Consider the following 26,999-nt stretch of genomic DNA (forward strand, 5'->3'; position numbering starts at 1 on the left):
CAGGCGCTGATCGACGCCATGAAGGGCATGAGCTGGACGAGCCCGCGCGGCCCGGTCTCCATCGATCCGCAGACCCGCGACATCGTGCAGAACATCTACGTGCGCAAGGTCGAACGGAAGGACGGGGAGCTCTACAACGTGGAGTTCGCCACGATCCCGAACGTCAAGGACCCGGTGAAAGCCGCCAAGTCCAACTGATCGCAGTGGCAGGCGCCGTCGCATGACGGCGCCTGCGTTACGTTTCCTGGAGAGACCGGTGCTGACCATTCTCTTTGACGGTATCGCCTACGGCATGCTGCTGTTCGTGCTGGCCTGCGGGCTTGCCGTGACCCTGGGGCTGATGAACTTCGTCAACCTGGCGCACGGGGCCTTCGCCATGGCGGGCGGCTATGTGACGGCCGTCCTGATGAACCGCTACGGGGTTCCGTTCCTCCTGACGCTGCCGCTGGCCTTCCTCGTCCCGGCCCTCGCGGGTCTCGTGCTCGAACGGACCCTCTACAAGCAGCTCTACACGCGCAGCCATCTCGATCAGGTGTTGTTCTCCATCGGCCTCGTGTTCATGGCGGTGGCCGCCGTCGACTACACGATGGGATCGCAGCAGCAGATGATCCGCATCCCCACCTGGCTGCAGGGGCGGGTCGAGATCCTGGGGATCCAGGTCGGCCTCTACCGCAGCTTCATCATCGCGGTCTGCGGCGTTCTGGTGGTGGCCCTGCAATTCATTCTCACCCGGACCCGGTTCGGCAGCCGCCTGAGGGCCGCCGTGGACGATCCCCGCGTGGCGCGAGGGCTCGGCATCAACGTCAGCGTGATCTTCGCCGCCACATTCGCGGTGGGGTCCGGCCTCGCGGGGCTGGGCGGCGCCCTCGGGGCCGAGATCCTGGGGCTCGACCCCACGTTCCCGCTCAAGTTCATGATCTACTTCCTGATCGTCGTGACCGTCGGCGGGACGACGAGCATCACCGGTCCCTTCCTGGCCTCCCTGCTGCTCGGGATCGCCGACGTGGCCGGGAAGTACTACGTGCCGAGCCTAGGCGCCTTCGTCATCTACACGCTGATGATCGTCGTTCTCGTTCTCCGCCCACAGGGGCTCTTCGCCCGTGCGCGCTGAACCGACAGGAAACAAGCCGATGCAGTCGAATACTGCCGATAACGTAAGGGCGGCCCTGGGCCGGAGAGGCCGATGGGGCTGGGGCGAGATCGCCTTCTGGCTCATGGCGGCCGCGACCCTGTTCTTCCTGCCCGAGCGCCACCTCATCCTGAACGAGGTCGCGATCATCGGCCTGTTCGCCCTGTCTCTGGACCTGATCCTCGGCTATGCGGGCATCGTATCTTTGGGTCATGCCGCGTTCTTCGGCCTGGGCGCCTATGCGGCCGGCATCCTCGCCAGGAACGGAATCGGCGATCCCCTCTCGGGCCTGGCCGTCGCGGCACTCGCCGCGGCGATCCTCGGGTTCGTCACCAGCTTCCTCGTCCTGCGCGGATCGGACCTGACCAAGCTCATGGTGACGCTCGGCGTCGCTCTCGTCCTCGGCGAACTCGCCAACCAGATGTCGTGGCTCACCGGCGGCGCGGACGGTCTCCAGGGCATCAGCATGGGGCCGATCCTCGGCCTGTTCGAGTTCGACATCTTCGGCACGGTCGCCTACACCTACAGCCTCGTGGTGACCTTCGTGCTGTTCGTCCTGGCACGCCGGATCGTCGTATCGCCCTATGGGCTGTCGCTGCGCTCGATCCGCGACAATCCCCTGCGGGCCAGGGCGGTCGGAATCCCCGTCAACCGCCGCCTCGTGGCGATCTACACGCTGGCAGCCGCCTATGCAGGGATTGCCGGCGCCCTGCTGGCGCAGACCACCCAGTTCGTGTCCCTCGACGTGCTCGCCTTCCACCGCTCGGCGGACGTGATGCTCGTGCTGGTGATCGGCGGCGTCGGTTATCTCTACGGCGGGCTCATCGGGGCCGTGTTCTTCAAGGTGCTGCAGGACGTCTTGTCCGCCTGGACGCCGCAATACTGGCAGTTCTGGATCGGCCTGATCCTCGTCCTTCTCGTGCTGGCAGGGCGCGAGCGGCTGACGGACCGCATCCGGGCCCTGTGGCCGCGCTCGAGGCGCAGCCTCGTGGCGGATGCTTCGCAGCCTCTGCCGACGACGAAAGCCCGGGAGGTCTGACATGGCGCCCGCTCTCGAAACCAGGGGCCTCATCAAGCGCTTCGGCGGCCTCGTGGCCACGGACAACGTGACGTTCAGGCTGGAGCAGGGCGCCCGCCACGCCCTCATCGGGCCGAACGGCGCCGGTAAGACCACGTTCATCAACCTCCTCACGGGAGTGCTCGCCCCCACATCGGGGCAGATCCTGCTGGAAGGTCAGGACATCACGCGCCTGCGGCCCGAACTGCGGGTCCAGCGCGGTCTTGCCCGAACGTTCCAGATCAACCAGCTTTTCCCGGCCATGACGCCCCTCGAAACGCTCGGCTTGGCGGTCTCCGAGCGCATGGGAGGAGGGCGCGACTGGTGGCGGGTGATCGGCAGCAAGCGCGAGATCGTCGACGAGATCGTCGAGATCGCGCAGCGCTTCCGCCTGACCGATGTGCTCGACGAGCGCACATCGAACCTGGCCTACGGTAAGCAGCGTCTGCTGGAGATCGCCGTCGCCTTCGCCTGCCGGCCGCGGGTGCTCCTGCTCGACGAGCCGGCCGCCGGCGTGCCGGAGGCCGAGCGGCACGAACTGCTCGCCACGGTGGCGGCTCTGCCGCGGGATGTGTCAGTTCTCCTGATCGAGCACGACATGGATCTGGTGTTCAGCTTCGCGGACAGGATCTCGGTCCTGGTCAACGGTGCGCTGTTCACCGAAGGCAGCGTCGACGAGGTCTCGACCGACCCGAGGGTTCGGGCGGTCTATCTCGGGGAGAGCATCGATGAGTGATCTTCTGCAACTCAGCCAGGTCTCCGCCGGCTACGGGGAGGCGGTCGTGATCTCGAACATCGACCTCCGGCTCAAACCAGGGGAATCCCTGGCGGTGCTCGGCCGCAACGGCACCGGCAAGACGACCCTGCTCAACACGATCATCGGCGTGACCCGGCTGCGCGGCGGCTCGATCCGGCTCGACGGCCGGGACGTCACGGCAATCCGCCCGGACAGGCGGGCGCTCGCCGGGATCGGCTGGGTGCCGCAGGAGCGCAACATCTTCAAGTCCCTGACCGTGGAGGAGAACATCACCGCGGTGGCGCTCCCCGGACCCTGGACGCTGGCCCGCGCCTACGAGATGTTTCCCCGCCTGAAGGAGCGTCGCTCCAATCTCGGCAACCAGCTCTCCGGCGGCGAGCAGCAGATGCTGGCCATCGCCCGCGCGCTCGTGCTCAATCCCAAGCTCATGCTGCTGGATGAGCCGACCGAGGGTCTCGCACCCATCATCATCGAGGAGCTGCTGGCGGCCCTGAACCGGATCATCCGTCAGGAGGGGATGTCCGCCATCGTGGTGGAGCAGCATGCCCAGAAGATCCTCGGCGTGACCGACAATGCCGTCATCCTCGACCGCGGCACCATCGTGCATGCCGGTACAAGCCGGTCGCTGATCGATGACCCGGCGGCTCTCGAACAGCATCTCGGGGTGACGGCCAAGAAGAAGCCGGCCCGGGTGGCCGCGCGTTAGATTTTTCATCTGGAGGAACGCCCATGCAACGCACCAAACCGCCTTTCCGCGCCGACATGGTCGGCAGCCTGCTCCGTACCGCTGCCTTGAAGGAAGCGCGCCACAAGCATCACGACGGCGAGATCTCGGACGAGGCCTTGAAGGAGGTCGAGGACCGCGAGATCCGGGCCCTGATCAAGCGTCAGGAGGAGATCGGCCTGCAGGCAGTGACGGACGGCGAGTTCCGCCGCGCCTTCTGGCACTTCGACTTTCTGGAGCATCTCGACGGCGTGACGTCCGTCGAGGCCGATTCCGGCATGAACTTCAAGGGAGGCGTCGGCATTTCGAAGGCGCTGCGGATCACCGGCAAGGTCGGCTTTTCCGGCCATCACCCGATGATCGACCATTTCCGCTTCGTGAAGGACAACACGGACCGGGTCGCCAAGATGACCATTCCGGGACCGAGCATGCTCCATTACCGCGGCGGGCGGAAGATGATGAACATGGGCGTCTACCCGAACATGGACGACTTCTACGCGGATGTCGGCCGGGCCTACAACAAGGCCGTTCACGCCTTCTACGATGCCGGCTGCCGCTATCTCCAACTCGACGACATCTCGTTCGCCTATCTCTGCGATCCGGAGCAGCGCGAGATGCTGCGCCAGCGCGGGGACGATCCGGAAAAGCAGCCCGAGATCTATGCCGGCATGGTGCGCGAGGCGCTGAGGGACAAGCCGGAGGATCTGACGATCACCATGCACCTGTGCCGCGGCAACTTCCGCTCGACCTTTATCGCGTCGGGCGGCTACGAGCCGGTCGCGGAGGTGTTGTTCAACCGCATGCCGGTAGACGGCTACTTCATGGAATGGGACACGGACCGCGCCGGGGGCTTCGAGCCCCTGCGGTTCCTGCCGAAGGGCAAGTCCGTCGTTCTCGGCCTCGTGACCTCCAAGACCGGGATCCTCGAGAAGAAGGACGACATCAAGCGCCGGATCGACGAGGCGACGAAATATGTCGATCTCGATCAGCTCTGCCTCTCGCCTCAATGCGGCTTCGCCTCGACCGAGGAGGGCAACACCCTGGCCGAGGACGAGCAATGGGCCAAGCTGCGCATGATCGTCGAGATCGCCGAAGAGGTGTGGGGCAGCCCTGGCTCCGGAGCCCAGAAGGCGGCCTGATCGGGCAGGCGAGGGGACGGACCCTGCGTTCCCTCGCCATTCCCGTCACATGCGAGAGACATGCTGATGCAAGACGAACCGGTGCTCGACCTGGCCCATCTCGGCCACCTTGAACTGCTCACGCCGAAGCCCGAGGAGAGCCTGCGCTTCTTCGTCGACGTGCTCGGCATGACGGAGAGCGGGCGCCAGGGAGACTCCGTCTATCTCCGGGGCTGGGACGATTACGAGCGCCACTCGCTCAAGCTCACGGCGTCGAAGAAGCCCGGCATGGGCCACATGGCGTTCCGTGCCCGGAGCCCGCAGGCTCTGGAGCGTCGCGTGGCCGCCCTGGAAGGGTCGGGCTATGAGATCGGCTGGACGGATGGCGATCTCGGTCATGGGCCGGCCTTCCTCTGCCGCGATCCGGACGGGCATGTGGTCGAGCTCTATTACGAAACCGAGTGGTATCAGGCTCCGCCGGAGCTGAAGCCGGCCCTGAAGAACCAGGCGCAGCGTTTTCCGGCCCGTGGCGTCAATGTCCGCCGGCTCGACCACCTGAACTGCCTTGCCTCGGACATCCGGGCCAACCGGGTTTTCTACGAGACTTATCTCGGGTGCCGCCTGACCGAGCAGATCGTCCTCGACGACGGCAACGAGGCCGGCATGTGGATGACGCTGACCAACAAGAGCTACGACTTCGCCTTCACGCGGGACCATACCGGCGCGAGGGGCCGCTTCCATCACCTGACCTATGCGCTCGACAGCCGCGAAGACGTCTTGAGAGCCGCCGACATCTTTCTGGAGGCCGGCGTCCCGATCGAGTCCGGGCCGCACAAGCACGCGGTGCAGCAGACCTTCTTCCTGTATGTGTACGAGCCGGGCGGCAACCGGGTCGAGGTCTGCAACGCCGGCGCCCGGCTCATCCTGGCCCCGGACTGGAAGCCGGTCGTCTGGACCGAGGAGGAGCGTAGGAAAGGCCAGGCCTGGGGCATGAAGACCGTCGAGTCGTTCCACACCTACGGGACGCCTCCAGTCGAGATCGACGACTAGGACGGATCCTTCCGGGACAACGGTCAGGCGTTTGCTGGATCTCAGGCTCGTGTTGGCGGCGCGAGCGGGACCCGGCGTTAACTTTACCGAAGCATTAACGCCGAACCGGTCACACCATTGCGTTGACTCATAAGAAAATATTTCCGAATTCTATTGTAGCTATATGTTGAAGCCCATGGCGGGTTGAGCTCTCACTCGGATGAGAACGGCTCAAAGGCATGATGCCGCCCCGCCATACCGGTGAGAGCCCGGTATATTTCACCAAAGACATCGTCCTTGTTCTTTCGGCCGAAAGGCCATTGGTAGCGTTATGGATCGGTCCGCCATTTCTACCGCGGCACCATCGATGGTGTCCGCCGGCCCCTGGCTGACGCGCCCGTTCAGAGGCCTGATCGGCCGCTTCGGGATCGGGTTCCTGATCCCGGTGATAGAGGCGACGCTGCTCATCACCCTGCTGGCGCTGGCGCTTCCCGTCGCGCTGCTTCAGGTCTACGACCGGATCCTGCCGAACAAGGCTATCGGGACCCTGGCGGTGCTTGCCACGACGGTGGCCATCGCGGTCCTTCTGGAGGCGCTGCTGCGCCACGTGCGCGGCCGGGTGCTCGCCCGTGTCGCGGCAACCTCGGAGGCCCAGGCCCATCGCCAGGCCATGCAATGCCTGCTGAATGCCCCTCTGTCCGAACTCGAGGCCCACGGCAACGGCTATTACGCCGAGCGCCTCTCGGCGATCGGCACCCTGCGCGAGGCCTGGTCCGGTCCCGCCCTGCAGGCGATGCTCGACCTTCCTTTCGCGCTGCTCTACCTCCTCGGCATCTGGTATCTGGCAGGTCCCCTGGTTCTGGTGCCCCTGACGCTTCTGGCCGGCGTCGGCCTTCTGGCTGCGCTGACCGGACACCGTGTTCGCCGCGCGGCACATGAGCTCGCGATGGCCGAGGAGCGTCGCTTCAATTTTCTCTTCGACACGCTGAACTGCATTCACTCCATGAAGGTGCTGGGCGCCGAGCCCTTGCTGGAGAGGCGCTACGAGCGCCTGCAGAACGGCTCCGCGCAACTGCGTCGGAAGCTGTCGCATCGGATTTCGTCCGGTCAGGAAGGCGGCATGCTGCTGGCCCAGGTCGCCACGGTGGGAGTCGCGGCCTTCGGGTGCCACATGGTTCTGAGCGGACAGCTCAGCGTCGGCGGGCTTGGCGCCTGCACCATGCTGGTCGGTCGCACGATGCAGCCTCTCCTCGGCGGCGTCGCCCTGTGGTCGCGCCTGCAATCGCTCAGAGAGAGCAAGCGGCGCGTCGCCGAGATCGGGGCGCTTCCGCAGGAGCGCAGCGCCGGGCGGCCCGCCTTGCAGGTCCCTGCCGGTCACGTTCTTCTGCAGGACGTTCGGTTCCGGACCCCGCGCTATAGCGAATGGCTGTTCGACGGTCTCGACCTTGAAGCCCTGCCGGGCGAGATCGTCGGCATCACCGGCTCCAACGGATCCGGCCGTTCCGCATTGCTGCGCCTGATCGCGGGAGACCTCAAGGCGACGAGCGGACAGGTCCAGATCGACGGGCAGGATCTCGCCGAGGTCGATGTCGGGCCGGCACGGCGGCTCGTCGCTCTGGTGCCGCCGGATCCGGCACTGGTCCGGGGCACCCTGCTGCAGAACATGACCATGCATCAGCCGCAGCGCGAGGGTCTGGCCCTGCGCCTGGCGACGGAACTCGGTCTCGACCAGGTTGCCAGCGCCTTGCCGGGCGGCTGGCACACCCAGGTCGGTGTGGCCGCCACGCCCTTGCCGCGCGGCGCCGCCCAGCGCATCGGTGTCGTTCGTGCACTCGTCGAGGAACCGCGCATCCTGCTCCTGGACGACATCACGTCGCAGATCGACGGCGACAGCGATGCACGACTGGCCCGTCTCCTGGCGGACCTGCGGGGCAGGGTGACGGTGGTGATCGTCACGCATCGCCCCTCCACGTTGAACATCGCCGACAGGGTCTACGCGATCCGGGACAGCCGATTGGAGCGCGTGTCATGAACCTGGCCAAGGAAGACCGTTCGCGCTTTCCGCTGGAACTGCCGGAGGATCTGGTTGCGCCATCCGATCTCGCCCGCTGCCTGACGTCCATGCTGTGGCTGATGGAATGGTCCGGCAGCGCGGACGATCTGCTGTCGGCTCTGCCGCATGTCAAACCGGACCTCGACATCACGGACGTGCGGAACACTCTGGCCATCCTGGGCTATCCGACCCGCATGGAGCGCCTGTCGCGCGGGAGCCTCGACCCGAGGCGGCTGCCGGCGATCCTGCTCCCGACGGGCGGCGCAGCGGCAATCGTCTATCGCGACGAAGAGGGGAGAATCCTTCTCCTCGACGGGGCGACCGGCCACGTGGAGCCCTGCAGCCCGGAGACGCTTCGCGGGACCTTGATGCTCGTCATCGATGCGGATGCAGGAGCGTCGCGTCAGGGGTGGTTCAGCGGAATCGCCCGGCGGTTCCGCGGCGATCTGCCGGCGCTGCTCGGCATCAGCGGATTGATGGCGGTGCTCGGGCTCGCGGTGCCCGTATTCACCATGTCGGTGTTCGACACCGTGATCGCCGGCTATAGCCCGCAGACCCTGCCGATGCTGGTCGTTGGCGCGGCAATCGCCATCCTCCTTGAGGTCGCATTCCGGTCCATTCGCCAGCGGGCTCTGCTCAGCATCGCGGAACGGCTCGACCGGACCGTGCCGAGCGCCGTCTTCACGCAGCTCATGTCCCTGCCGACGGCCCTGGTGGAAAGAGCCGGAACCGCCTCCCAAGTCTCGCGGCTCCGCGATTTCGCGGCGATCCGTGAGTTTCTCACGGGCAGTTTCGCCGTCGCTCTTCTCGACATGCCTTTCACGCTGCTCGTCATCATCCTCATGGTGCTGCTGGGGGGCTGGATTGCGGTGGTTCCGGTGGGCACGGCCATCGGGTTCGTCGCCCTCTACCTCGTGTCCCGCGGCCCGATGCGACTGGCGATTGAGCAGGCCGCTCGGGCCAATCAGGCGCGGGAAGCGCTCGCTGTCGAAGCTCTCGAAACCGTCAGGACCCTGAAGCTCGTCGGGGCTGAGGAGCGCTGGATCGATCGCTATTCCGCCGCAGCGGCTGCCGCGGCCGTCGCCTCGGCCCGGGTCAGCACCTTGTCCGGGTCGGTTCTCGCCACGAGCCAAGCTCTCGTGACCCTGTCGGGTCTCGCCGCCGTCGTGATGGGAGTGCTCGCGGTTCTGGGCGGCTCGATGACCGCAGGTGCGCTGATTGCCGGGATGATGCTGATCTGGCGAATTCTCGGCCCGCTGCAGACCTGCTTCGTGATGCTGTCGCGCTGGGAGCAGACACAGGCCTCCATCCGGCAGGTCGACGGGCTGATGGCCCTGGAGACGGAACGGCCTCCGCCGCTCGAGGCGCGCATGGCGCCGCCGGAGCAGGGCGCCATCGTGTTCCAGCGCGTGACCCTGCGCTATCTTCCGCAATCCGAACCGGTTCTCGCCGGTGCCAGCTTCGCCATCCAGCCCGGTCAGGTCGTTGCCGTGACGGGTGCGGAAGGAAGTGGCAAATCGACCCTGCTTCTGCTGATCGCAGGGCTCTACAGGCCTCAGGGTGGACTCGTTCGGATCGACAGCCACGACGTGCGCTCCTTCAACCCCGCCGTGCTTCGTCGCAGCATCGGCTGGGTGCCGCAATCGCCCGGTCTTCTCTACGGCACGGTGGCGCAGAACCTGCGTCTCGCCCGCCCCAGCGCGTCGGACACGGAGCTCCGCGACGCGGCCGCGGAAGCCGGTGTCCTTGAGGCCATCGAGGCGCTGCCGCAGGGCTTCGACACCCGAGTGGGCGACAACCAGAGCGGCCGCCTGCCGCGCAGCATCCTGCAACGGATCGCCCTTGCGGGCGCCTTGCTGCGTGATGCGCCGATCCTGTTGCTCGATGAACCTGTCGCGGGTCTCGACGACGCCTGCGCGAAAGCCTTCACCGACGTCATCGCCTCGCGCCGCGGCCGTTGCACGATCCTGATGGCAACCCACCGGCCGAGCCACATCCGGCTGGCCGACCGCGTCCTGCGCCTGCGTGACGGTCAGGTGGAAGAACTCGACCAGCAGACGGCTCCTCCCGTCGGCCCCCGTCCGACGAGAGCTCCGATCGGCCCGTCCGTGGCGAACGCCGCCTTCGGTCATCTGTCTGCCGCCAACAACTCGAAAGTTGCATGATGAGCAAGACCGCACTCTCCGCCACGACCGGCGAAATCCTCCCGCCGATGGCGGACCGTCATGTCCTGCCGCGTGCAAGCCGCAAGCCGCGTCCCGACGGCCATGTGCTTGCCCTCGAAGAGCTGCGGGTGCATGGGCTCGAACGAACGGTCGTCCTCGGAACCGGGCTTCTGGTCGCCGCAGGACTGACCTGGGCGACGCTTGCCCATGTGCCGGAAGTCGCCGTCAGCGTGGGCGAGATCGCCCCGACCGTGGCGCCCGCGCCCGTTCAGCATCTCGAGGGCGGGATCGTCGCCGAGGTGCTCGTGAACGAGGGCGAATCCGTCGAGGAGGGGCAGGCTCTCATGCGCATGAACGATGCGATCGCGCAGTCGGAGCTGTCGCAGGCGCGTCATAGGCTCGAATCTCTCCAATTGCAGTCGGAGCGCCTTGCTGCAGCTGCCGAGGGCAACATGGTGGCTCTCGACCTTCGTGGGCGTCAGGGGCAGCTGGCCGGGGTCATTGCTCATGCGGGCGGAGAGGCTGAGACCCTGCCGCCCCTTGCCTCCGGGAAGTTCCTCGAGCCGCAGCGCGCGGCCCTGACCGCACGCCTGAAGGCCCTGGGCGACCGCGTTTCGGTTCTGCAGGAGCAGGTGGCGCAGCGGCGCGGCGATCTGGCAACGTTGGCGGGACAGATCACGTCCGTTCAGGAACAGATGGAGCTGCATTCCAAGGAGCTTGGAATTCGTGAGGACCTCGCCCGCAATGGCCTGACGACGCGTCTCTCGGTGCTGGAAGCGCAGCGCCTTTTCATGAGCGCCAAGGCCGAGCACGAGCGGCTGACCAGTCAGCGTGCCACAGCGCAGCGTAGTCTCGCCGAGGCCGAAGCCCGGGTCGTCGAGGCGCGGTCCGCGGCGGTCGACGAGGCGCGGCAGGAGGCGGCTCGCGTCGCCCTCGAGGTCGCCGAGACGAGTGACCTGGTCCACAAGCTGGAAGACAGGGCCGAGCGGATCGTGCTGCGCGCGCCGATCGGCGGCGTCGTGCGCGGGCTTGCCGTCCATCGCCCGGGAACGGTGCTGCCGCCCGGCGGACTGGTCGCGGAAATCATGCCGCAGGACGCGCAGCTCGTGGCGGACGTCCGCCTGATGCCACGCGATATCGGTTTCATCGAGGTCGGCCAGCCGGTGCATGTGAAGGTTCAGGCCTTCGACTACGCGCGCTTCGGCTCCGTGGAAGGGACGGTGGAGCGCATCTCGGCCGGCACCTTCCTCGACGAGCAGCGGCAGCCGCACTACCGCGCCCGCATCGCCCTGAAGCAGCAGCATGTCGGCCATGACCCGCGTCACGCGCAGCTCGTCGCCGGCATGACCGTCCAGGCGGACATCACCACCGGCACCAAGACGGTGCTGCAGTATCTGCTGAAGCCGATCTACTCCGCCATGGCGGCATCCTTTCACGAGCGCTGAGCACATCCATGACCCAGCAACCTGATCTGACCATTCCATTCGATGCCAGCGTGGTCGACGAGGAGGCCCTGCGGGCCCTGCGCGCCGTGCAGCGGGCGGTTCCCGTCGGCGATGGCGGTGCCAGCGGCAATCTCGTTGGTGGAACGGAGGCGGTGGCGGCTTTCGGCATGGTGCCGGGAGCCCCGACGGGAGGCGGCTCCGCGGCAACCGCTGGGATCGCGCCGCTAGCAGAAACCCAGGCTGCCAGACCGATCGACGTGGCGCTCGGGAGGCTGGAGACGCCGTCTCTGTCCGGCTTGCCGATCGATATCCGGAGAGTCATTGCCGATGCTCCGGAGGTTGCTTCGACCCTCGTGCGATCGTCCGTCTCTGCGAAGGCGGGAGCGGTTGCAGGATCCTCCAGCACGCCGCCTTCCTCGACCGGGTCCTCATTTGAGCCTGGATTCGCAACCGTGGGTCCCTCCGAGCGTGAGGACCAGGCCGTCGTGGCGCCGCCTTCCGTAGACCAGCCGACGCCCGGGGAGCCTCAGCCCGAGGAGCCACGCGATACGATGGCCTCTCCTCCACGCGTCCAGGTCGCCGATGCGTCGGGCGAGGAGGATCAGCCGATCGCGCTCGACCTCACGGCCATCCTGGGCGACACGGACGGCTCGGAGGCGCTGTCGATCACGATCTTCGGCGTTCCCGAAGGCGCATCGCTGACCCATGGGACGCGCCAGCCGGACGGCAGCTGGACCGTGTCGCCGGCCGATCTGCAGCATCTCGGATTCGTTCCGCCGGAGAACTTCTCCGGCACCGTCAGCCTCACCCTGCGAGCCACATCGCAGGAGGTGAATGGCGGGACGTCGTTCGTCGATGCGCCGTTCCGGGTGCAGGTCCATGCAGTGGCCGACGCGCCGGCCGTGACGGTCGCCGACGCTCACGGACACGAGGACGTTCCCGTGAGCCTCGCTGGCCTCGGCGGCGCGTTGCGTGATACGGACGGTTCGGAGAGCCTCAGCTTCGTGCTCAGCGGAGTGCCCGAAGGAGCCACGCTCAGCGCCGGCACGGCGCTCGGTGGTGGCCGCTGGGCCCTGACGCCGGCACAACTCGAAGGCCTCACCTTCACTCCACCCCTGCGGGCATCCGGGTCGTTCACCCTGACTCTGACGGCCATCGCGACCGAAAGCGAGCCGGGCGTCCCGAGCGCCCGGACCTCGGCCACGTTCAACGTCGTCGTCGATCCGGTGGCGGATGCTGGCACGATCAGCGGGACGAGCATGGGATCGGAAGACGCCCCGATCCTGCTTCGCCCGACCTTCATGAGTCCGGATGCGGATGGATCCGAGAGCTGGGCCCAATTTACCCAGGTGGCGGGCCTCCCAGCCGGCGCCTCGCTCAACCGCGGCACCGAGATCGCGCCGGGCCTGTGGCAGGTCGCGACCGCGGATCTGCGGGCCGGGCTCGTGACCATCCGGCCCGCCGCCCACAGCGATGCCGATTTCACCCTGACGCTGACCGCGACCCTGATCGACAGCGCCAACGGCACGAGCGCCAGTCGCGTCGTGACCGGAACGCATTCCGTCACCGTCACAGCCGTCGCCGATGCCCCTTCGATCGCCGCCGCCGACGTATCGGGCGACGAGGACCAGCCGATTCCGCTCGACCTGTCCGCCCGGCTCGTCGACACCGACGGGTCGGAAGTTCTGTCTGTCAGCATTCTCGGTGTCCCGGACGGCGCCTCGCTGTCGCACGGCACGCGCCAGTCGGATGGCAGCTGGAGCGTGTCTCCGGCGGACCTCGGAGTCCTGTCGATCACGCCACCCAGGGATTTCTCCGGGACGATCCGCCTCACTCTCACGGCCGTCGCCACCGAGAGCGAGCCCGGCGTTCCGAGCGCTCGCAGCACCACGACCTTCAACGTCATCGTCGATCCGGTCGCCGACGCCGGTACCGTTTCAGGCACGAGCGCCGGACCGGAGGATACGGCGATCCTGCTCCAGCCGAGCTTCGTCACTCCGGATGGGGACGGATCCGAGAGCTGGGCCGAATTTACCCAAGTGGCGGGTCTGCCGGCCGGCGCCTCGCTCAACCGCGGCACCGAGATCGCGCCGGGCGTTTGGCAGGTGTCGACGGCCGACCTGCAGGCCGGGCTCATCGCGGTTCGACCGGCCGAGCACAGCGACCAAGATTTCGCCCTGACCCTGACCGCGACGCTGATCGACAGTGTGGATGGCCGGAGCGCGAGCCGGGTCGTGACCGGAACACATACGGTTGCGGTGTCAGCCGTCGCCGATGCCCCCACGATCTCGGCGGCCAACGTGACCGGGGACGAGGATCGCCCGATCCCGCTGAAACTCTCGGCTGCTCTCGTCGATGCCGACGGGTCGGAAGTCCTGTCGGTCCGCATCCTCGGCGTGCCGGCGGACGCATCACTCTCGCACGGTGTACGCCAGGCCGACGGCAGCTGGAGCGTGCCGCCGACTGACCTTGCGCATCTCACCATTACGGCCCCGAAGGACTTTTCCGGCACGATCAATCTGACCCTCGAGGCAACCACCCGCGAGACGTCGAACGGCTCGACCGCGACCCGGAGCACCGGCTTCCAGGTGGAGGTCGACAACGTTTCCGACGCTCCGGCGGTCAGCGTCCATGACGCGTCGGGACCCGAAGACCGATGGGCTGCTCTCGACCTCTCCGCCGCTCTGACCGATACCGACGGTTCCGAGACTCTGTCGGTCAGCATCCTCGGCGTTCCGCCTGGGGCTTCGCTGTCGCGCGGCAGCCGCGCAGCGGACGGCAGCTGGCATGTGGATGTGGCGGATCTGTCGAACCTCTCCATCCTGCCGCCGGAAAACTTCTCCGGCACGATCAGTCTGACCCTGCGCGCGGTCTCGTTGAGCGAAAACGGCTCGACGGGGACGACCGATGCTCCTTTCCGGGTGCATGTGGAGGCCGTTGCCGACATCCCGCAGGCCGGCGCCCACGATGCGGCCACCGAGGAAGACCAGCCCGTGGGCCTCGACCTTTCGGGCGCTCTGACCGACACCGACGGTTCGGAAGTGCTGTCGTTCGTGATCGAAGGCCTGCCGCCGGGCGCCCAGCTGTCCGCTGGCAAGGACAACGGCGACGGCACCTGGAGCCTGTCTCCGGCACAGCTCACCGGGCTCAAGATCACGCCGCCCGCCGACTGGAGCGGCACCATGGCCCTGACCCTGGTGGCTCAGTCGCGGGAAACGTCGAACGGATCGACCGCGACGACGCGGGTTCCCTTCAAGGTCGAGGTCGAGGCGGTCGCTGATGCTCCGCAAATCGTGGTTCACGACGTCAAGGGTCTCGAGGACACGCCGGTCGCGCTCGATCTGTCCGCGACTTTGAAGGATCGGGACGGATCTGAAGTGCTGTCCGTCGCCATCTTCGGCGTGCCGGCCGATGTCGGCCTGTCCCACGGCACCCGGCAGCAGGACGGCAGCTGGAGCGTGTCTCCCGCCGATCTCCCGCACCTTTCGCTCATGCCGCAGAAGGACTTTTCGGGTGTGCTGACCCTGCGCATCGAGGCGACGGCGAAAGAAGGCAACGGCGATACGCGGACCAGCTCCGCCGCTTTCCGCGTCGAGGTCGGCGCGGTTGCCGATACGCCCGACGTCACCGTGGCGAACTTCTCCGGACGCGAGGATGAGCCTGTCGTCCTCAAGGGGCTCGGCGGAGCGCTGCGCGATCTCGATGGCTCGGAGAGCCTGAGCTTTCTCCTGACCGTTCCGGCCGGTGCAACCCTCAATGTGGGCGTCAAGCAGGCGGACGGACGCTGGCTTCTCACCCCGGCTCAGCTCGACGGGGTGATCCTCACGCCGCCGCCGAACGTCTCCGGCAGGATCACCTTGACGCTCACGGCCGTTGCGACCGAGAGCGACCCGAGCGCCCCGGCCGCTCAGAACTCGGCGCCGTTCACCGTGGATCTCGACCCGGTTCTCGACACGGGAACGATTGGCGGATCGGGCAGGGGCAACGAGGACACGTGGATCCGCCTGAAACCGTCATTCGGCACGCCCGATGTCGACGGATCGGAACAGTGGTCCGAAACGACTCAGATCATCGGAGTTCCGGCAGGCGCTACCCTCAGCCGAGGGACGCTCGCGGACGGCGTGTGGACCGTGTCCACGGCGGATCTGCAGGCCGGGCGGGTGTACGTCAAACCGCCAGTCAACAGCGATGAGGACTTCAGTCTGACTCTCAAGGCGACTCTGAGCGACACCGGCAACGGAAAGACTGTCCACGAGGAGGTGACGGGCACCTACGGCGTCAAGGTCCTGGCCGTGACGGACGCGCCGAACGTGAGCGCTTCGGACGTGTCCGGAAAGGAGGATCAGGCGATCGCGCTGGACCTCTCGGCCTCGCTGGTGGACACCGATGGCTCGGAAACCCTTGCGGTCAGGATCTATGGCGTCCCGAGCGGCGCCTCCCTGACGAAGGGCACACCTCAGTCCGACGGCTCCTGGCTCGTGGACGCAAAGGATCTCTCGAGCATTTCCCTGAAGCCTCCGGCGGACTTTTCGGGAACGATCGATCTGAGGCTCGAAGCGACCGCCAAGGAGACATCGACCGGCAGGACCGAAATGCGCGACGTGTCCTTCCAGGTCACGGTCAACGCCGTCGCGGATGCACCGGGGCTGCGGGTCGCGCCGGCCTTCGGCGACGAGGATACGGCCATTCCGTTGAACATGACGGCCTGGACCACCGATCGGGACGGTTCGGAAAAGATCGTCGAATTCAGGATCACGGGCATTCCGAATGGAGCGACCGTCCGCGCCGGTGGCATGGAACTGGTCGCGGTCGACGGGAGCGTGTTGGTCGATCCGGCGCAGGTGAACAGCCTGACCATCACGCCGCCTGCTCAATCGGACGCGGATTTCTCCGTGCGCGTGGTGGCGGTCTCGGCCGAGCCCAACGGCAGTACGGCCGAGAGCGAGCCGCGCGACATCCCGGTGACGGTGCGGGCGGTCGCGGACGCTCCGGTGATGGATGTCACCAGCGCCAGCGGCCTGGAGGATACTCCGATCGCCCTCAACCTCACGGCGACCCTTCCGGACAGCGACGGGTCCGAGGCGCTGAGCTTCGTGATCAGGGGCGTGCCGGATGGCGCGATCATGTCCCACGGTACCTATCGCGGCCCCGGCGTCTGGTCGCTGACGGCAGCGGAGGCCAAGGCGGTCACGCTGCTGCCGCCGGCCAATTTTTCCGGCACGATCAATCTGTCCGTGACGGCGGTCTCGCAGGAGGAGCGGGGAGGCGACGAGGCCAGGACGCCCGTCACGTTCCCGGTCGAGGTCAAAGCGGTGGTGGACGTACCCGCCGTCGGCGGTCTCGACGGGGTCTCTGGCAACTGGGGGGCCATGCACGGAACCGAGGATCGGCCCATCGCGCTGCGCCTCGATCCCGGCCTCACGGACAGCGACAATTCGGAGAAGGTCGTCGGCGACATTCTCATCAGCGGGGTTCCCGACGGAGCCGTTCTGCGCCTGGCGGATGACAGCGTCGTCACGCCGGACGAACACGGCGTCTACAGGATCGCCGCAAAGGACATGACCGGGATCACGCTCACGATGCCGCACGACAGCGACCGGGCGGCCACCCTCCACGTGACGATGATGATCGAGGACAGCGGCGGCGTGCGGGCGACGATCGGCGGTCAGATGGTGGTGGATCCGCTCGGCGATGCCGACACGCCGGTCCTGACTTTCGAACAATCGACCGGCACAGGCCATACCAGCATCAATCCCGACGACGGTCGGATCCCGCTTCACATTACGGCGCTCCCCGGCGACAACGACGGCTCGGAAACCTTGTATATCTGGGTCCGGAATGTGCCCGACGGCGCCGTTCTGTCGGCCGGCATCCCGGCGGGCGAAAAGCTGTGGCTGGTCCCGGTCGAGTCCCTGCCGACGCTGTCGATCCGTCCCCCGGCCGGGTTCACCGGGAGTTTCAATCTGACTGTGACCGCCGTCGGGGTGGAGCGCGAGGGCGATCAGGCCGACCGGACCGAAATCGTCCCGGTGACGGTCACCGCTCCTGTGGGTGGCGGCGAGGGCACCGGTGGCGGCGGATCGGGCACCACGCCCGGCACCGCGCCGGTCGCGCAGGCTCCCGGCCTGACGGTGCACAATGCGGTCACGAACGAGGACAACGCGATTGTGTTGTCCATCGATGCCAATACCAACGACACGGATAGCGGTCGCGAGACCCTCGGCATCCGCATCGAGGGCGTTCCCGCCGGCGCGTACCTGTCGGCCGGCGTGCGGGACCCGGCGACCGGCGCGTGGGTGCTTCGCCCTGATCAGTTGACCGGACTGACCCTGACGCCCCCGGCCGACTTCTCGGGAACGATCACGCTCAAGGTCGCGGCCGTTTCCACCGAGGCCACAGGCAGCCAGACGAGCACGATCGCCGCGCTGAACGTCGACGTCACCCCCGTTGCGGACCATGCCGTCATCGGCGCCAATCCTCCCGCGGGCGTCGAGGACACGGGAGTCCCGCTCAACCTTTCCGTCACGGCGAGCGACCGCGACGGGAGCGAGAGCGTCACGTCGATCGTCATCTCCAATCTTCCGGCGGGCGCACGCCTGGAAGGCACGGGACTCATCGATCTCGGAGGGGGAAAGTGGCGGGTCGAAGCCGCCGATCTCGCGAGCCTGCGCTTCGTGCCGCCGCCGGACAAGTACGGGACCTTCGAACTGAAAGTCGAGGCGACGACTCAGGAAGGGAGCAACGGCGTCACGCAGAGCACGAGCCGGACGATTTCCGTTTCGGTCGCGCCTGCGGCCGATGCACCGACGATCGAAGTGCACAATGCGGCGGGGAACGAAGACGGGACCATCAGTCTCAACCTCTCGGCCCAGCTGACGGATACCGACGGCTCGGAGGTGCTTTCCGTGGTGATCGAGGGGCTGCCCGAAGGGGCGCGCCTGTCCACGGGCATCAACAACGGCGATGGCAGCTGGACGCTCACGCCCTCCCAGCTCGCCGGTCTCACCGTCACGCCGCCGGGCGACTGGAGCGGGACCATGAACCTGACCCTGCTGGCCCACGCGCGGGAGACGTCCAACGGCTCCGTGGCGACCACCCGCGGCACGTTCCAGGTGCAGGTGGATGCCGTGAGCGACGCGCCGGTCGTGAGCGCCCGCGATGCGTCCGGTCTCGAGGATCAGCCGATAGCGTTGAACCTCTCGGCAGCCCTGACGGACCGGGACGGCTCGGAGGTGCTGACGGTTGTCATCTCGGGCATGCCGGCCGGAGCTCGACTCTCCCATGGCTCGCCTCAGGGTGACGGCACATGGATCGTTTCGCCAGCCGACCTGCCGCACCTCGAAGTCACTCCGCCTGAGAACTACTCGGGGACGTTTTCGCTCACCATACGGGCCACGGCTCAGGAGAGCGCGGGTGTGCCCATTACGAGCGAGGCGAGCTTCCGCGTTCAGGTCGGTGCCGTTGCGGATGCTCCCGAGGTGATCGTGTCCGATGCCACCGGCAGTGAGGACACGACGGTCAGCCTCGCGGGCCTGGGCGGCTCCCTGCGCGATACGGACGGGTCCGAGACCCTGGAGTTCGTGCTCAGCGGCGTGCCTGCGGGGGCCAGCCTCAACGCAGGCATGAAGCAGGCAGACGGCAGCTGGCTGCTGACGCCCGCGCAGCTGACCGGTCTGACTCTGACCCCGCCTGCGCAGTTCTCGGGCGAGTTCACCCTCACGCTGACCGGGGTGGCCACGGAAAAAACCGGCGGGTCGACTGCCCGGACCTCGGCGGACTTCACGGTGAGCCTCAACCCTGTCGCGGATGCAGGGACGATCGGCGGCATGAGCGCGGGAGCCGAGGATACTTCGATCCTGATCAAGCCGACCTTCACCCTCCAGGACAACGACGGATCCGAGGCCTGGTCGGAGTTCACCCAGGTCTCGGGCCTTCCGGCCGGCGCGAGCCTGACCGTGGGCTCCCAGCAGGCGCCCGGCACCTGGCTGGTCTCCACGTCCGACCTGCGGGCCGGTCTCGTATCGGTTCAGCTCTCGGGTCACAGCGATGCGGATTTCACCCTGACCCTCAAAGCGACCATCACCGACACGGGCAACGGCGTCACTTCGACCCGCGACGTCACCGGAACTCATCTGGTGACCGTTGCTGCGGTAGCCGACGCACCCGAGGTGACCGCCCGCGACGTGCTCGGGCAGGAGGATCATGCGATCGCACTGGACCTGTCCGCCGCCCTTGTGGACACCGACGGCTCCGAGACCCTCTCGGTGACCATTCTGGGAATTCCCGCGGACTGCAGGCTCTCGCAGGGCGAGGCGCTCGCCGGCGGCGCATGGCGGGTTCCTGCGGGGGCTCTGACGGGCCTCCAGCTCATCCCCGCCGACGACTGGCACGGGACGCTGCATCTCACCCTTCAGGCCACGAGCACCGAGGCGACCGGCGAGACCGCGACGACAACGACTCCCTTCACGGTGACCATCGAGCCGGTGAACGACGCTCCCGAGCTGACCCTGACCGCGCCGGCCCATGCGGGCGCGAGCGCGCATCAGGCCCACGCGATCGGGGCGGCCCAGGCGAGCGACATCGACAGCACCCAGCTCGGTGGCGCGACCATCACCTTGTCCGGCGGGCAGCCGAACGATCGTCTCGACTTCGACGGCTATGCCCTCCATGACCAGAACGGGCACCTGATGATCGGCGATACGGGCATCGAGGTGGTCGGCGGCGGCTATGTGGCCGGGGCCCTGACGCTGAGCGGCCACGCCAAGCCTGAGACCTATGCTGCGGTGCTTCAGTCTCTCGTCCTCGAGAGCAGCGATGCCGCGGGGCTCGCGGCCGGATCCAGGAGCATCTCGGTCACGTTGCACGACAGCGAGGGCGCGACCTCTACGCCGAGATCCGTCGAAATCGTCGTGGACGAGCCCCCGCCGGCAGCACCGGAGGTTCACGGCCTCGCCGCCGGGGCGGATTCCGGAACGACCCAGGAGCTCGCCGGATCGGACATCCTCCTGCTGATGGCGGACGGGGTCCTCGATCCCGGCCACGACGCCTCGAGCGCCTGGACGGATCAGATCAATGCAGGCGATTCCCATCAGGCCGGGCCTCATCCGTCGCCGGGGCTCGATCAGCCTGTCGCGGACACTATTCAGCCCATCGACGATCTCCACATCGATACGGCGCGCACGCATTGGTCGTGAGAAGGGTGTGCGAGGAGGGCTCATGCCCGGGGATCGGGCCATCTCGGTTGACGTATCCGGTCGAGCGGCCTTAGAGAAGGATGCGTGCCGGTGCGGATTTTTCCCGCATCCGGAGGGGTGGCCGAGTGGTTTAAGGCAGCGGTCTTGAAAACCGCCGTGGGTGCAAGCCCACCGTGGGTTCGAATCCCACCCCCTCCGCCATTCTCCGCGGGTCCTTCGGCGCCGCCTCACGCAATGGGAAGGGCTTTGTTAACCAATTCCTTGCAAATGTGGTCCGCTGTCTTCGGGAGAGTCGCGTCGTGACGTCTGTTGCGAGCATCATCGGCTAAGCTTCTGCGAACGGTGGAGAAATTGATTTTGCCGGTGCCGACGCTCGTCGATTCCATGCTCCTTGCCGCGTTGCCGGCTAAGGCTGCGTGGCATCGAGATCGCTAATCTGGTTGATTAAGGATCGCGTCTATCGCCCTGCAAAACAAAAGCTTTTTTCGACTTGTTTTAATGTTGCCGATATGGCAGCTTTGCCATTGACAAGCGGAGCGGTTTAACCTCCTTTTAAGGACTTGATAAGCACTTTGGCTTGATGTCCGCGCATGGGAGGAGACCCCATGGGCCGAACAGACGATAGGATGCGAGACGATATGGCTTGTGATCGGGCTGAAGCGAAGACCGGAGTGAAGGGACGGGCCTCGTCCTTCAATCAAAGGGCTCTCCTCCGCATCGCAGGTGTGACCGCGATCGCCCTGACGGCAGCCAACTGCTCCTCGAATGTTCGGGGCGGCATCGATCCCAAATACGGCGTGGCCCCGAGCCCGAAGGTCGTGGCCGACGGGCAGCCGATCCCGAAGGGCGGCGGCCGCGACATGGTCGGCAAGCCCTATGTGGTCGCGGGCCGCACCTACGTTCCGAACGAGACCCCACGCGCCAGCGAGGGACTTGCCTCCTGGTATGGTTCGAACTTCCACGGCCGCATGACGGCCAACGGCGAGGTCTTCGACCGCGATTCCATTGCCGCCGCCCATACGACCATGCCGTTGCCGAGCTACGCCCGCGTCACGAACCTGCAGAACGGCAACTCGATGATCGTTCGCGTGAATGATCGCGGACCCTTCCACGGTAACCGGGTCATCGACGTGTCCGAGCGGGCCGCCGCGGCCCTGGGCTTCCGGCAGTCGGGGACGGCGCGGGTTCGGGTCGAGTATGTCGGACGCGCCTCCACCAACGGCAGCGACGACCGCATTCTCCTGGCCAGCCTCAGGACGGACGGCACGCCGGCGACCCTGACCGGGTCGGCCCCGACCATGATCGCCCGGGCGGCGCCGCAGCCGAACGCACCCCGCCAGGCCATCGCCCTCCGCACCTACGAGCCTGACGACGAGGCTTATTCCACCCCAGCTCGTCCGGCCCAGGCTGCCGGTGCCGCAATGGCCAGCAACGTGCCGCTTCCGCCGGAGCGCCCGTTCGACCTCGGGACGATCCCGAGTGCGGCGAGCCCGGTCGCGCGGATCAGCTCGGCGGCTCCCGGGACCGTTCCTGCATCGCGTCCGGTGGTCGCGAGTCTTTATGAGGCGCCGGCCGGCAATGCGCAATCCGGTTTCCAGAGAGCAGGCGCCTATGCGCCCGCCAACCCGGAGAAGTTCGTGCTGCGGTAGCAGATCGCCTTCGACCGGCCTGATCCGCGTAACATGCCGCACAGAGCAGCGTAGCCGGACGTTGATTTGTTGTTGACGCGCCACAGATTCGGGGTCTCCTAAGGGAGGATCCTGGAGAATTTGACGATGCGTCACGTTAAGGTCGCCCGCTGCTTGGCGGCGATTGGTTTGGCATGGGGTGCCATCTCGCTCTCGGCCGCATGGCCGCAGGCCGCGAAAGCCCAGAATTTTCAGACCATGGCGCCTACGGCCATCCTCATGGATGCCGGCAGCCATGCGGTTCTCTTCGAGAAGAATGCCGATGAGGCGACTGTGCCGGCCAGCATGGCCAAGACCATGACGGCCGAGGTCGTCTTCAACGAGATCAAGAATGGCCGGCTGAATTTCGACAGCGAGTTCACGATCTCGGAGAATGCCTGGCGCAAAGGGGGAGGGGGATCGGGCGGCTCAGCCATGTTCGCCAGGGTGAACACCTCGATCCGACTCGAGGATCTGCTGCGCGGTCTCATCATCCAGTCCGGCAATGACGCGGCCATCGCGATCGCCGAGGGCGTTGCCGGTACGGAAGACAACTTTGCCCGCATGATGAACGAGCGGGCCAAGCAGATCGGACTGACCAAGACGACGTTCCGCAACGCGACGGGCTACGGGCATCCTGAGCAGAAGACCACCGTCCGCGACCTGGCGAAGCTCGCCCTCCACATCATCGAAACTTATCCCGATCTCTACAAGATCTTCGGAGAGCGCGAGTTCACCTGGAACAAGATCCGCCAGCAGAACCGCAATCCACTGCTGTTCCTCGATATCGGGGCCGATGGGCTGAAGACGGGCAATATCGATGAATCGGGTTTCGGTCTCATCGGCTCGGCCGTCCAGAACGACCAGCGTCTCATCGTTGTCGTGAACGGCCTCAAGACGGCCAAGGACCGGGCTGCGGAGTCGCGCAAGCTCCTGGACTGGGGCTTCCGGGCCTTCGAAACCCAGCAACTGTTCGCCGAGGGACAGGTCGTTGGGGAAGCTCAGGTTTTCGGCGGGAGCCGGCGCTCGCTGCCGCTTGTGTCGCAGAAGCCGGTTCGTGTACTTGTGCCTCGTGGAGAGGGCGAACGGGTGACCGCGCGCATCATCTACACCGGCCCCCTGAAAGCCCCCGTTCAGAAAGGGGCCGAGGTGGCCCGGCTCCAGGTCAACCGCGGGGACATGCAGGCTCTCGACATGCCGCTTTACGCCAACGAGGACATTCAGGAAGGCACGCTGAGCCAGCGCGCCCTGGACGGCCTGCTGGAATTCAGCACCGGCTGGGTCCGCCGCGCATTCACGAGCGTGATCGAAGGCATTTGATGGCAGGCTGCTTCATCACCTTCGAAGGCGGGGAGGGCGCTGGCAAGTCGACACAGATCGAGAGGCTCAAGGCCCGGCTGTCGGAGATGGGACAGCCCGTTCTCGTGACCCGCGAGCCCGGCGGATCTCCCCATGCCGAGGAGATCCGCGCCTTCATCCTGGAAGGCCATGCCAAGCATCTTGGGCCGTTCGCGGAAGCCCTCCTGTTTGCCGCCGCCCGGATCGACCATCTCGACAAGACGATCGTGCCGGCACTCACGAGCGGAACCCACGTTCTGTGCGATCGCTTCGCCGATTCAACCCGGGCGTATCAGGGCTCCCTCGGCAATATCGACAAGGGGCTGATCGACCGGCTCGAGACCATCACTCTCCGGGGCGTGAAGCCCCACCTGACGCTCATTCTCGATCTGCCGGCGGAGACGGGGCTCGCCCGGGCGGGAGCGCGGCAGGCCGGTAAGGGTGAGGGCGCGGACCGGTTCGAGAAAGAGGATCTCTCCTTTCATCAGTCTCTCCGTCAGGCTTACCTGTCCATCGCCCGGGCCGCGCCGGAACGGTGCGCCGTGATCAACGCGGATCAGAATCCGGACGAGGTCGCGGCTGCGATCTGGGCAGCACTGCGCGAGCGCCTTCCCCAGGTGACGGAACCGCCTGCGAGGTCGCTCGATGTCGCGTGACGTTCAAGGGGGCGCTGAGCCCGATCAGCTCGAGGGAGCCCCTCATCCCCGGGAGCAGTTCGCGTTCTTCGGCCACAGGGAAGGTGAGGAGGCCTTCCTGGAAGGGTTGCGCAGCGGCCGACTTCATCATGCCTGGCTCATCGGCGGCGCTCAGGGGATCGGCAAGGCCACTCTGGCCTACCGGGTCGCCCGCACCGTCCTCGATCCTCAGCGGAGCCGCGATCGCGCCATTGCGAGCCTGGACGTGCCCCATAGCACGCATGCGGCACGCCAGGTGGCGGCCCTGTCCCACCCGAACCTATCGGTTCTGAGAAGGGCGCCCGCCACGGACAAGAAGGGGCCGTCCGCGACCATCCCGGTCGACGCGGTCCGACGGGCGCTCGCCATGTTCGGCTCGACTGCGGCCGACGGAGGATACCGGGTCTGCATCGTCGACAGCGCCGAGGATCTGACGATCTCGAGTGCCAATGCACTGCTCAAGGTGATCGAGGAGCCGCCGCCGCGGTCGCTCTTCCTCATCGTCAGTCATGCGCCCCAGAGGGTGCTTCCCACCATTCGGTCCCGTTGCCGCCGGCTTCTCCTTCGCCCCCTGGAGGATCGCGACATCCGGGCGGCGATAGGGTCCCTTGGCTCGCCCTGGAGCGATATCCCGCAGGATCTGGTGGATCAGGCCCTGCCTTACGGCGAGGGCTCCGTCCGGCGCACCTTGGAGTTGCTCGACGCCGAGAAAGTCGCTTTCATCGACCAGGTCACCCGTCTCCTGAACGGATTGCCGACGACCGATGCCAGACAGGTCCTCGCGCTCGCGGAATCCCTCTCCCGCCGGGATGCGGACGACAGCTACGCGCTGGCCCTCGAAACAGTGGAGCGCTGGGTCTCCGAGCGCCTCCACGAGCAGGCGGGTCTCGGCGCGTCCCGCCTTGCGCCTTTGGTAGAGGTATGTGAGAAGATCGGCCGTTCGGCGCGGGAGATCGACGTGTTCAACCTCGACCGCCGGCCCTTCATCCTGAAGATGTTCGACGATCTCGCCGATGCGGTTCGGCGAGCGGCTTGAAGCTTCGTTTCTCGAAGGTTTTTGATTTCAGGGCTTAGGATCCGACATGGCCGACAAGCAGAAATTCTACATCACCACGGCTATCTCGTACCCGAATGGGGCTCCCCATATCGGTCATGCCTACGAGGTCGTGGCGTCCGACGCGATCGCCCGCTTCAAGCGCATCGACGGCTATGATGTCTTCTTCATGACCGGTACGGACGAGCATGGCCTGAAGATCCAGCAGACGGCCGACAGGAACGGCACGACCCCGAAGGCCTTCGTCGACGAAATGGCCACGAAGTTCAAGGCCATGGCCGACCGGCTGGACTGCTCCTACGACCGGTTCATCCGGACCACGGATTCCGATCACCTGCCCTCGACCCAGGAACTCTGGCGCCGGATGCAGGAGAAGGGCGACATCTATCTGTCGAAGTATTCCGGCTGGTACTCGGTGCGGGATGAAGCCTATTACGACGAGAGCGAGTTGACGAAGCAGCCGGACGGCAGCTGGCGCGCGCCGACCGGCACTCCGGTCGAATGGATCGAGGAGGAAAGTTACTTTTTCCGTCTCTCCGCGTATCAGGACAGGCTCCTCGCGCTCTACGAGGCCAGCCCGGATTTCATCAGTCCGGAGACCCGCCGTAACGAGATCACGAGCTTCGTGCGGTCTGGGCTGCAGGATCTCTCGATCAGCCGGACGACCTTCAACTGGGGTCTGCCGGTGCCGGGCGACCCGAAGCACGTCATGTACGTGTGGATCGATGCCCTGAACAACTACGTCACGGGCTGCGGATTCCCCGACGCGAGCGATCCGCGCTGGCACTACTGGCCGGCCGATGTTCATATCATCGGCAAGGACATCGTGCGCTTCCACACGGTCTATTGGCCGGCCTTCCTGATGTCGGCCGATTTGCCGTTGCCGAAGCGTGTCTTCGGGCACGGGTTCCTGCTCAACAAGGGCGAGAAGATGTCGAAATCGGTCGGCAACGTGGTCGATCCCTTCGACCTTGCCGACACTTACGGGGTCGACCAGATCCGCTACTTCTTCATGCGCGAGGTGCCCTTCGGGCAGGACGGGAACTACTCCCACGAGGCGATCGTCAACCGCATCAATGCGGACCTGGCGAACGATCTCGGGAATCTGGCGCAGCGATCGCTTTCGATGATCGCCAAAAACTGCGACGCCGCCGTCCCGCAGCCGGGCGAATTCACCCAGGCGGATCAGGATATTCTCTGGCTGGCCGACGCTTTGCCCGGAAAGGCTAGGGCGGCCATGAAGGATTTCTCCGTGCATACGACCCTGGCTGAGATCTGGGCCGTCGTGGCGGAGGCCAACCGGTATTTCGCGTCTCAGGAGCCCTGGGTTCTGCGCAAGAGCGATCCGGCGCGCATGAATACGGTGCTCTACGTGACGGCCGAGGTGCTCCGCGCCGTCGGCATCCTGGCTCAGCCTTTCGTTCCGACGGCCGCGGCAAAGCTGCTGGATCTGCTGGCGGTTCCACCGGAGGGCAGGGTGCTCGCGGCGGTCGGACCGGAGCACCGTCTGGCGGCCGGCATGGCCCTGCCGCAACCTGGGCCGATTTTCCCGCGTTATATCGAGGCGGAGGCGTCCTAACGCGTCCGTTTTGAAC

General features: G+C 66.5%; 15 protein-coding genes, 1 tRNA gene and 1 pseudogene. All 17 read left to right on the top strand.

The window, feature by feature from the left end:
• Positions 1-198 (top strand): annotated as a pseudogene (locus tag KBI52_RS16550) (ABC transporter substrate-binding protein); the annotation flags it as partial.
• 58 nt (positions 199-256) lie between these two features.
• Positions 257-1,111 (top strand): branched-chain amino acid ABC transporter permease, encoded by an 855-nt coding sequence (locus tag KBI52_RS16555; RefSeq protein ID WP_210808779.1) that lies wholly within the window; start codon positions 257-259, stop codon positions 1,109-1,111.
• 19 nt (positions 1,112-1,130) lie between these two features.
• Entirely contained in the window at positions 1,131-2,168 is a 1,038-nt protein-coding gene (locus KBI52_RS16560) for a branched-chain amino acid ABC transporter permease (RefSeq protein ID WP_210808781.1), read from the top strand.
• Between the two features lies 1 nt (position 2,169).
• Entirely contained in the window at positions 2,170-2,922 is a 753-nt protein-coding gene (locus KBI52_RS16565) for an ABC transporter ATP-binding protein (RefSeq protein WP_173948279.1), read from the top strand.
• Positions 2,915-3,649 carry an ABC transporter ATP-binding protein gene (locus KBI52_RS16570; RefSeq protein WP_173948278.1) on the top strand — a complete coding sequence of 245 codons (735 nt, stop codon included), beginning with the start codon at positions 2,915-2,917 and terminating at the stop codon, positions 3,647-3,649. Before KBI52_RS16565 ends, KBI52_RS16570 begins: the two co-directional genes overlap by 8 nt.
• A gap of 23 nt (positions 3,650-3,672) precedes the next feature.
• Positions 3,673-4,806, top strand: coding sequence for a 5-methyltetrahydropteroyltriglutamate--homocysteine S-methyltransferase (locus tag KBI52_RS16575; RefSeq protein WP_173948277.1), 1,134 nt, complete (start codon positions 3,673-3,675; stop codon positions 4,804-4,806).
• Positions 4,807-4,872: 66 nt separating this feature from the next.
• Positions 4,873-5,835, top strand: a complete 963-nt coding sequence (locus tag KBI52_RS16580; protein ID WP_210808783.1) for a catechol 2,3-dioxygenase — start codon at positions 4,873-4,875, stop codon at positions 5,833-5,835.
• A gap of 346 nt (positions 5,836-6,181) precedes the next feature.
• Positions 6,182-7,846, top strand: coding sequence for a peptidase domain-containing ABC transporter (locus KBI52_RS16585; protein WP_173948275.1), 1,665 nt, complete (start codon positions 6,182-6,184; stop codon positions 7,844-7,846).
• On the top strand, positions 7,843-10,032 hold the full coding sequence (locus KBI52_RS16590; protein WP_210808785.1) for a peptidase domain-containing ABC transporter: 2,190 nt from the start codon (positions 7,843-7,845) through the stop codon (positions 10,030-10,032). Before KBI52_RS16585 ends, KBI52_RS16590 begins: the two co-directional genes overlap by 4 nt.
• Complete coding sequence (locus KBI52_RS16595) at positions 10,029-11,477, top strand: HlyD family type I secretion periplasmic adaptor subunit (RefSeq protein WP_210808787.1); 1,449 nt, start codon at positions 10,029-10,031, stop codon at positions 11,475-11,477. The genes KBI52_RS16590 and KBI52_RS16595 overlap by 4 nt, the downstream gene beginning before the upstream one ends.
• An 8-nt stretch (positions 11,478-11,485) precedes the next feature.
• On the top strand, positions 11,486-20,671 hold the full coding sequence (locus KBI52_RS16600) for an Ig-like domain-containing protein (protein WP_210808789.1): 9,186 nt from the start codon (positions 11,486-11,488) through the stop codon (positions 20,669-20,671).
• A gap of 111 nt (positions 20,672-20,782) precedes the next feature.
• Positions 20,783-20,872 (top strand) — tRNA-Ser (locus KBI52_RS16605).
• 404 nt (positions 20,873-21,276) lie between these two features.
• Positions 21,277-22,320 (top strand): septal ring lytic transglycosylase RlpA family protein, encoded by a 1,044-nt coding sequence (locus tag KBI52_RS34180; protein ID WP_315974851.1) that lies wholly within the window; start codon positions 21,277-21,279, stop codon positions 22,318-22,320.
• A 126-nt stretch (positions 22,321-22,446) separates the two neighbouring features.
• Positions 22,447-23,658: a D-alanyl-D-alanine carboxypeptidase family protein gene (locus KBI52_RS16615; RefSeq protein WP_173948270.1), complete on the top strand. Its 1,212-nt coding sequence runs from the start codon at positions 22,447-22,449 to the stop codon at positions 23,656-23,658.
• A complete protein-coding gene (tmk, locus tag KBI52_RS16620; RefSeq protein WP_173948269.1) occupies positions 23,658-24,332 on the top strand; it encodes a dTMP kinase in 675 nt (224 codons plus the stop codon). The genes KBI52_RS16615 and tmk overlap by 1 nt, the downstream gene beginning before the upstream one ends.
• Positions 24,322-25,386: a DNA polymerase III subunit delta' gene (locus tag KBI52_RS16625; RefSeq protein WP_210808791.1), complete on the top strand. Its 1,065-nt coding sequence runs from the start codon at positions 24,322-24,324 to the stop codon at positions 25,384-25,386. Before tmk ends, KBI52_RS16625 begins: the two co-directional genes overlap by 11 nt.
• Positions 25,387-25,432: 46 nt before the next feature.
• A complete protein-coding gene (metG, locus tag KBI52_RS16630) occupies positions 25,433-26,983 on the top strand; it encodes a methionine--tRNA ligase (RefSeq protein WP_210808793.1) in 1,551 nt (516 codons plus the stop codon).
• Positions 26,984-26,999 lie beyond the last annotated feature (16 nt).

Source organism: Microvirga sp. HBU67558 (genome assembly GCF_018069605.1).
Lineage (GTDB): Bacteria > Pseudomonadota > Alphaproteobacteria > Rhizobiales > Beijerinckiaceae > Microvirga > Microvirga terrae.

What these genes read in the sequence shown, in the direction of transcription:
- KBI52_RS16560 (WP_210808781.1), top strand. Translation starts at nt 1,131, where the DNA reads ATGCAGTCGAATACTGCCGATAACGTAAGGGCGGCCCTGGGCCGGAGA.
- KBI52_RS16565 (WP_173948279.1), top strand. Translation starts at nt 2,170, where the DNA reads ATGGCGCCCGCTCTCGAAACCAGGGGCCTCATCAAGCGCTTCGGCGGC.
- KBI52_RS16570 (WP_173948278.1), top strand. Translation starts at nt 2,915, where the DNA reads ATGAGTGATCTTCTGCAACTCAGCCAGGTCTCCGCCGGCTACGGGGAG.
- KBI52_RS16575 (WP_173948277.1), top strand. Translation starts at nt 3,673, where the DNA reads ATGCAACGCACCAAACCGCCTTTCCGCGCCGACATGGTCGGCAGCCTG.
- KBI52_RS16580 (WP_210808783.1), top strand. Translation starts at nt 4,873, where the DNA reads ATGCAAGACGAACCGGTGCTCGACCTGGCCCATCTCGGCCACCTTGAA.
- KBI52_RS16585 (WP_173948275.1), top strand. Translation starts at nt 6,182, where the DNA reads ATGGTGTCCGCCGGCCCCTGGCTGACGCGCCCGTTCAGAGGCCTGATC.
- KBI52_RS16590 (WP_210808785.1), top strand. Translation starts at nt 7,843, where the DNA reads ATGAACCTGGCCAAGGAAGACCGTTCGCGCTTTCCGCTGGAACTGCCG.
- KBI52_RS16595 (WP_210808787.1), top strand. Translation starts at nt 10,029, where the DNA reads ATGATGAGCAAGACCGCACTCTCCGCCACGACCGGCGAAATCCTCCCG.
- KBI52_RS16600 (WP_210808789.1), top strand. Translation starts at nt 11,486, where the DNA reads ATGACCCAGCAACCTGATCTGACCATTCCATTCGATGCCAGCGTGGTC.
- KBI52_RS34180 (WP_315974851.1), top strand. Translation starts at nt 21,277, where the DNA reads ATGGGCCGAACAGACGATAGGATGCGAGACGATATGGCTTGTGATCGG.
- KBI52_RS16615 (WP_173948270.1), top strand. Translation starts at nt 22,447, where the DNA reads ATGCGTCACGTTAAGGTCGCCCGCTGCTTGGCGGCGATTGGTTTGGCA.
- tmk (WP_173948269.1), top strand. Translation starts at nt 23,658, where the DNA reads ATGGCAGGCTGCTTCATCACCTTCGAAGGCGGGGAGGGCGCTGGCAAG.
- KBI52_RS16625 (WP_210808791.1), top strand. Translation starts at nt 24,322, where the DNA reads ATGTCGCGTGACGTTCAAGGGGGCGCTGAGCCCGATCAGCTCGAGGGA.
- metG (WP_210808793.1), top strand. Translation starts at nt 25,433, where the DNA reads ATGGCCGACAAGCAGAAATTCTACATCACCACGGCTATCTCGTACCCG.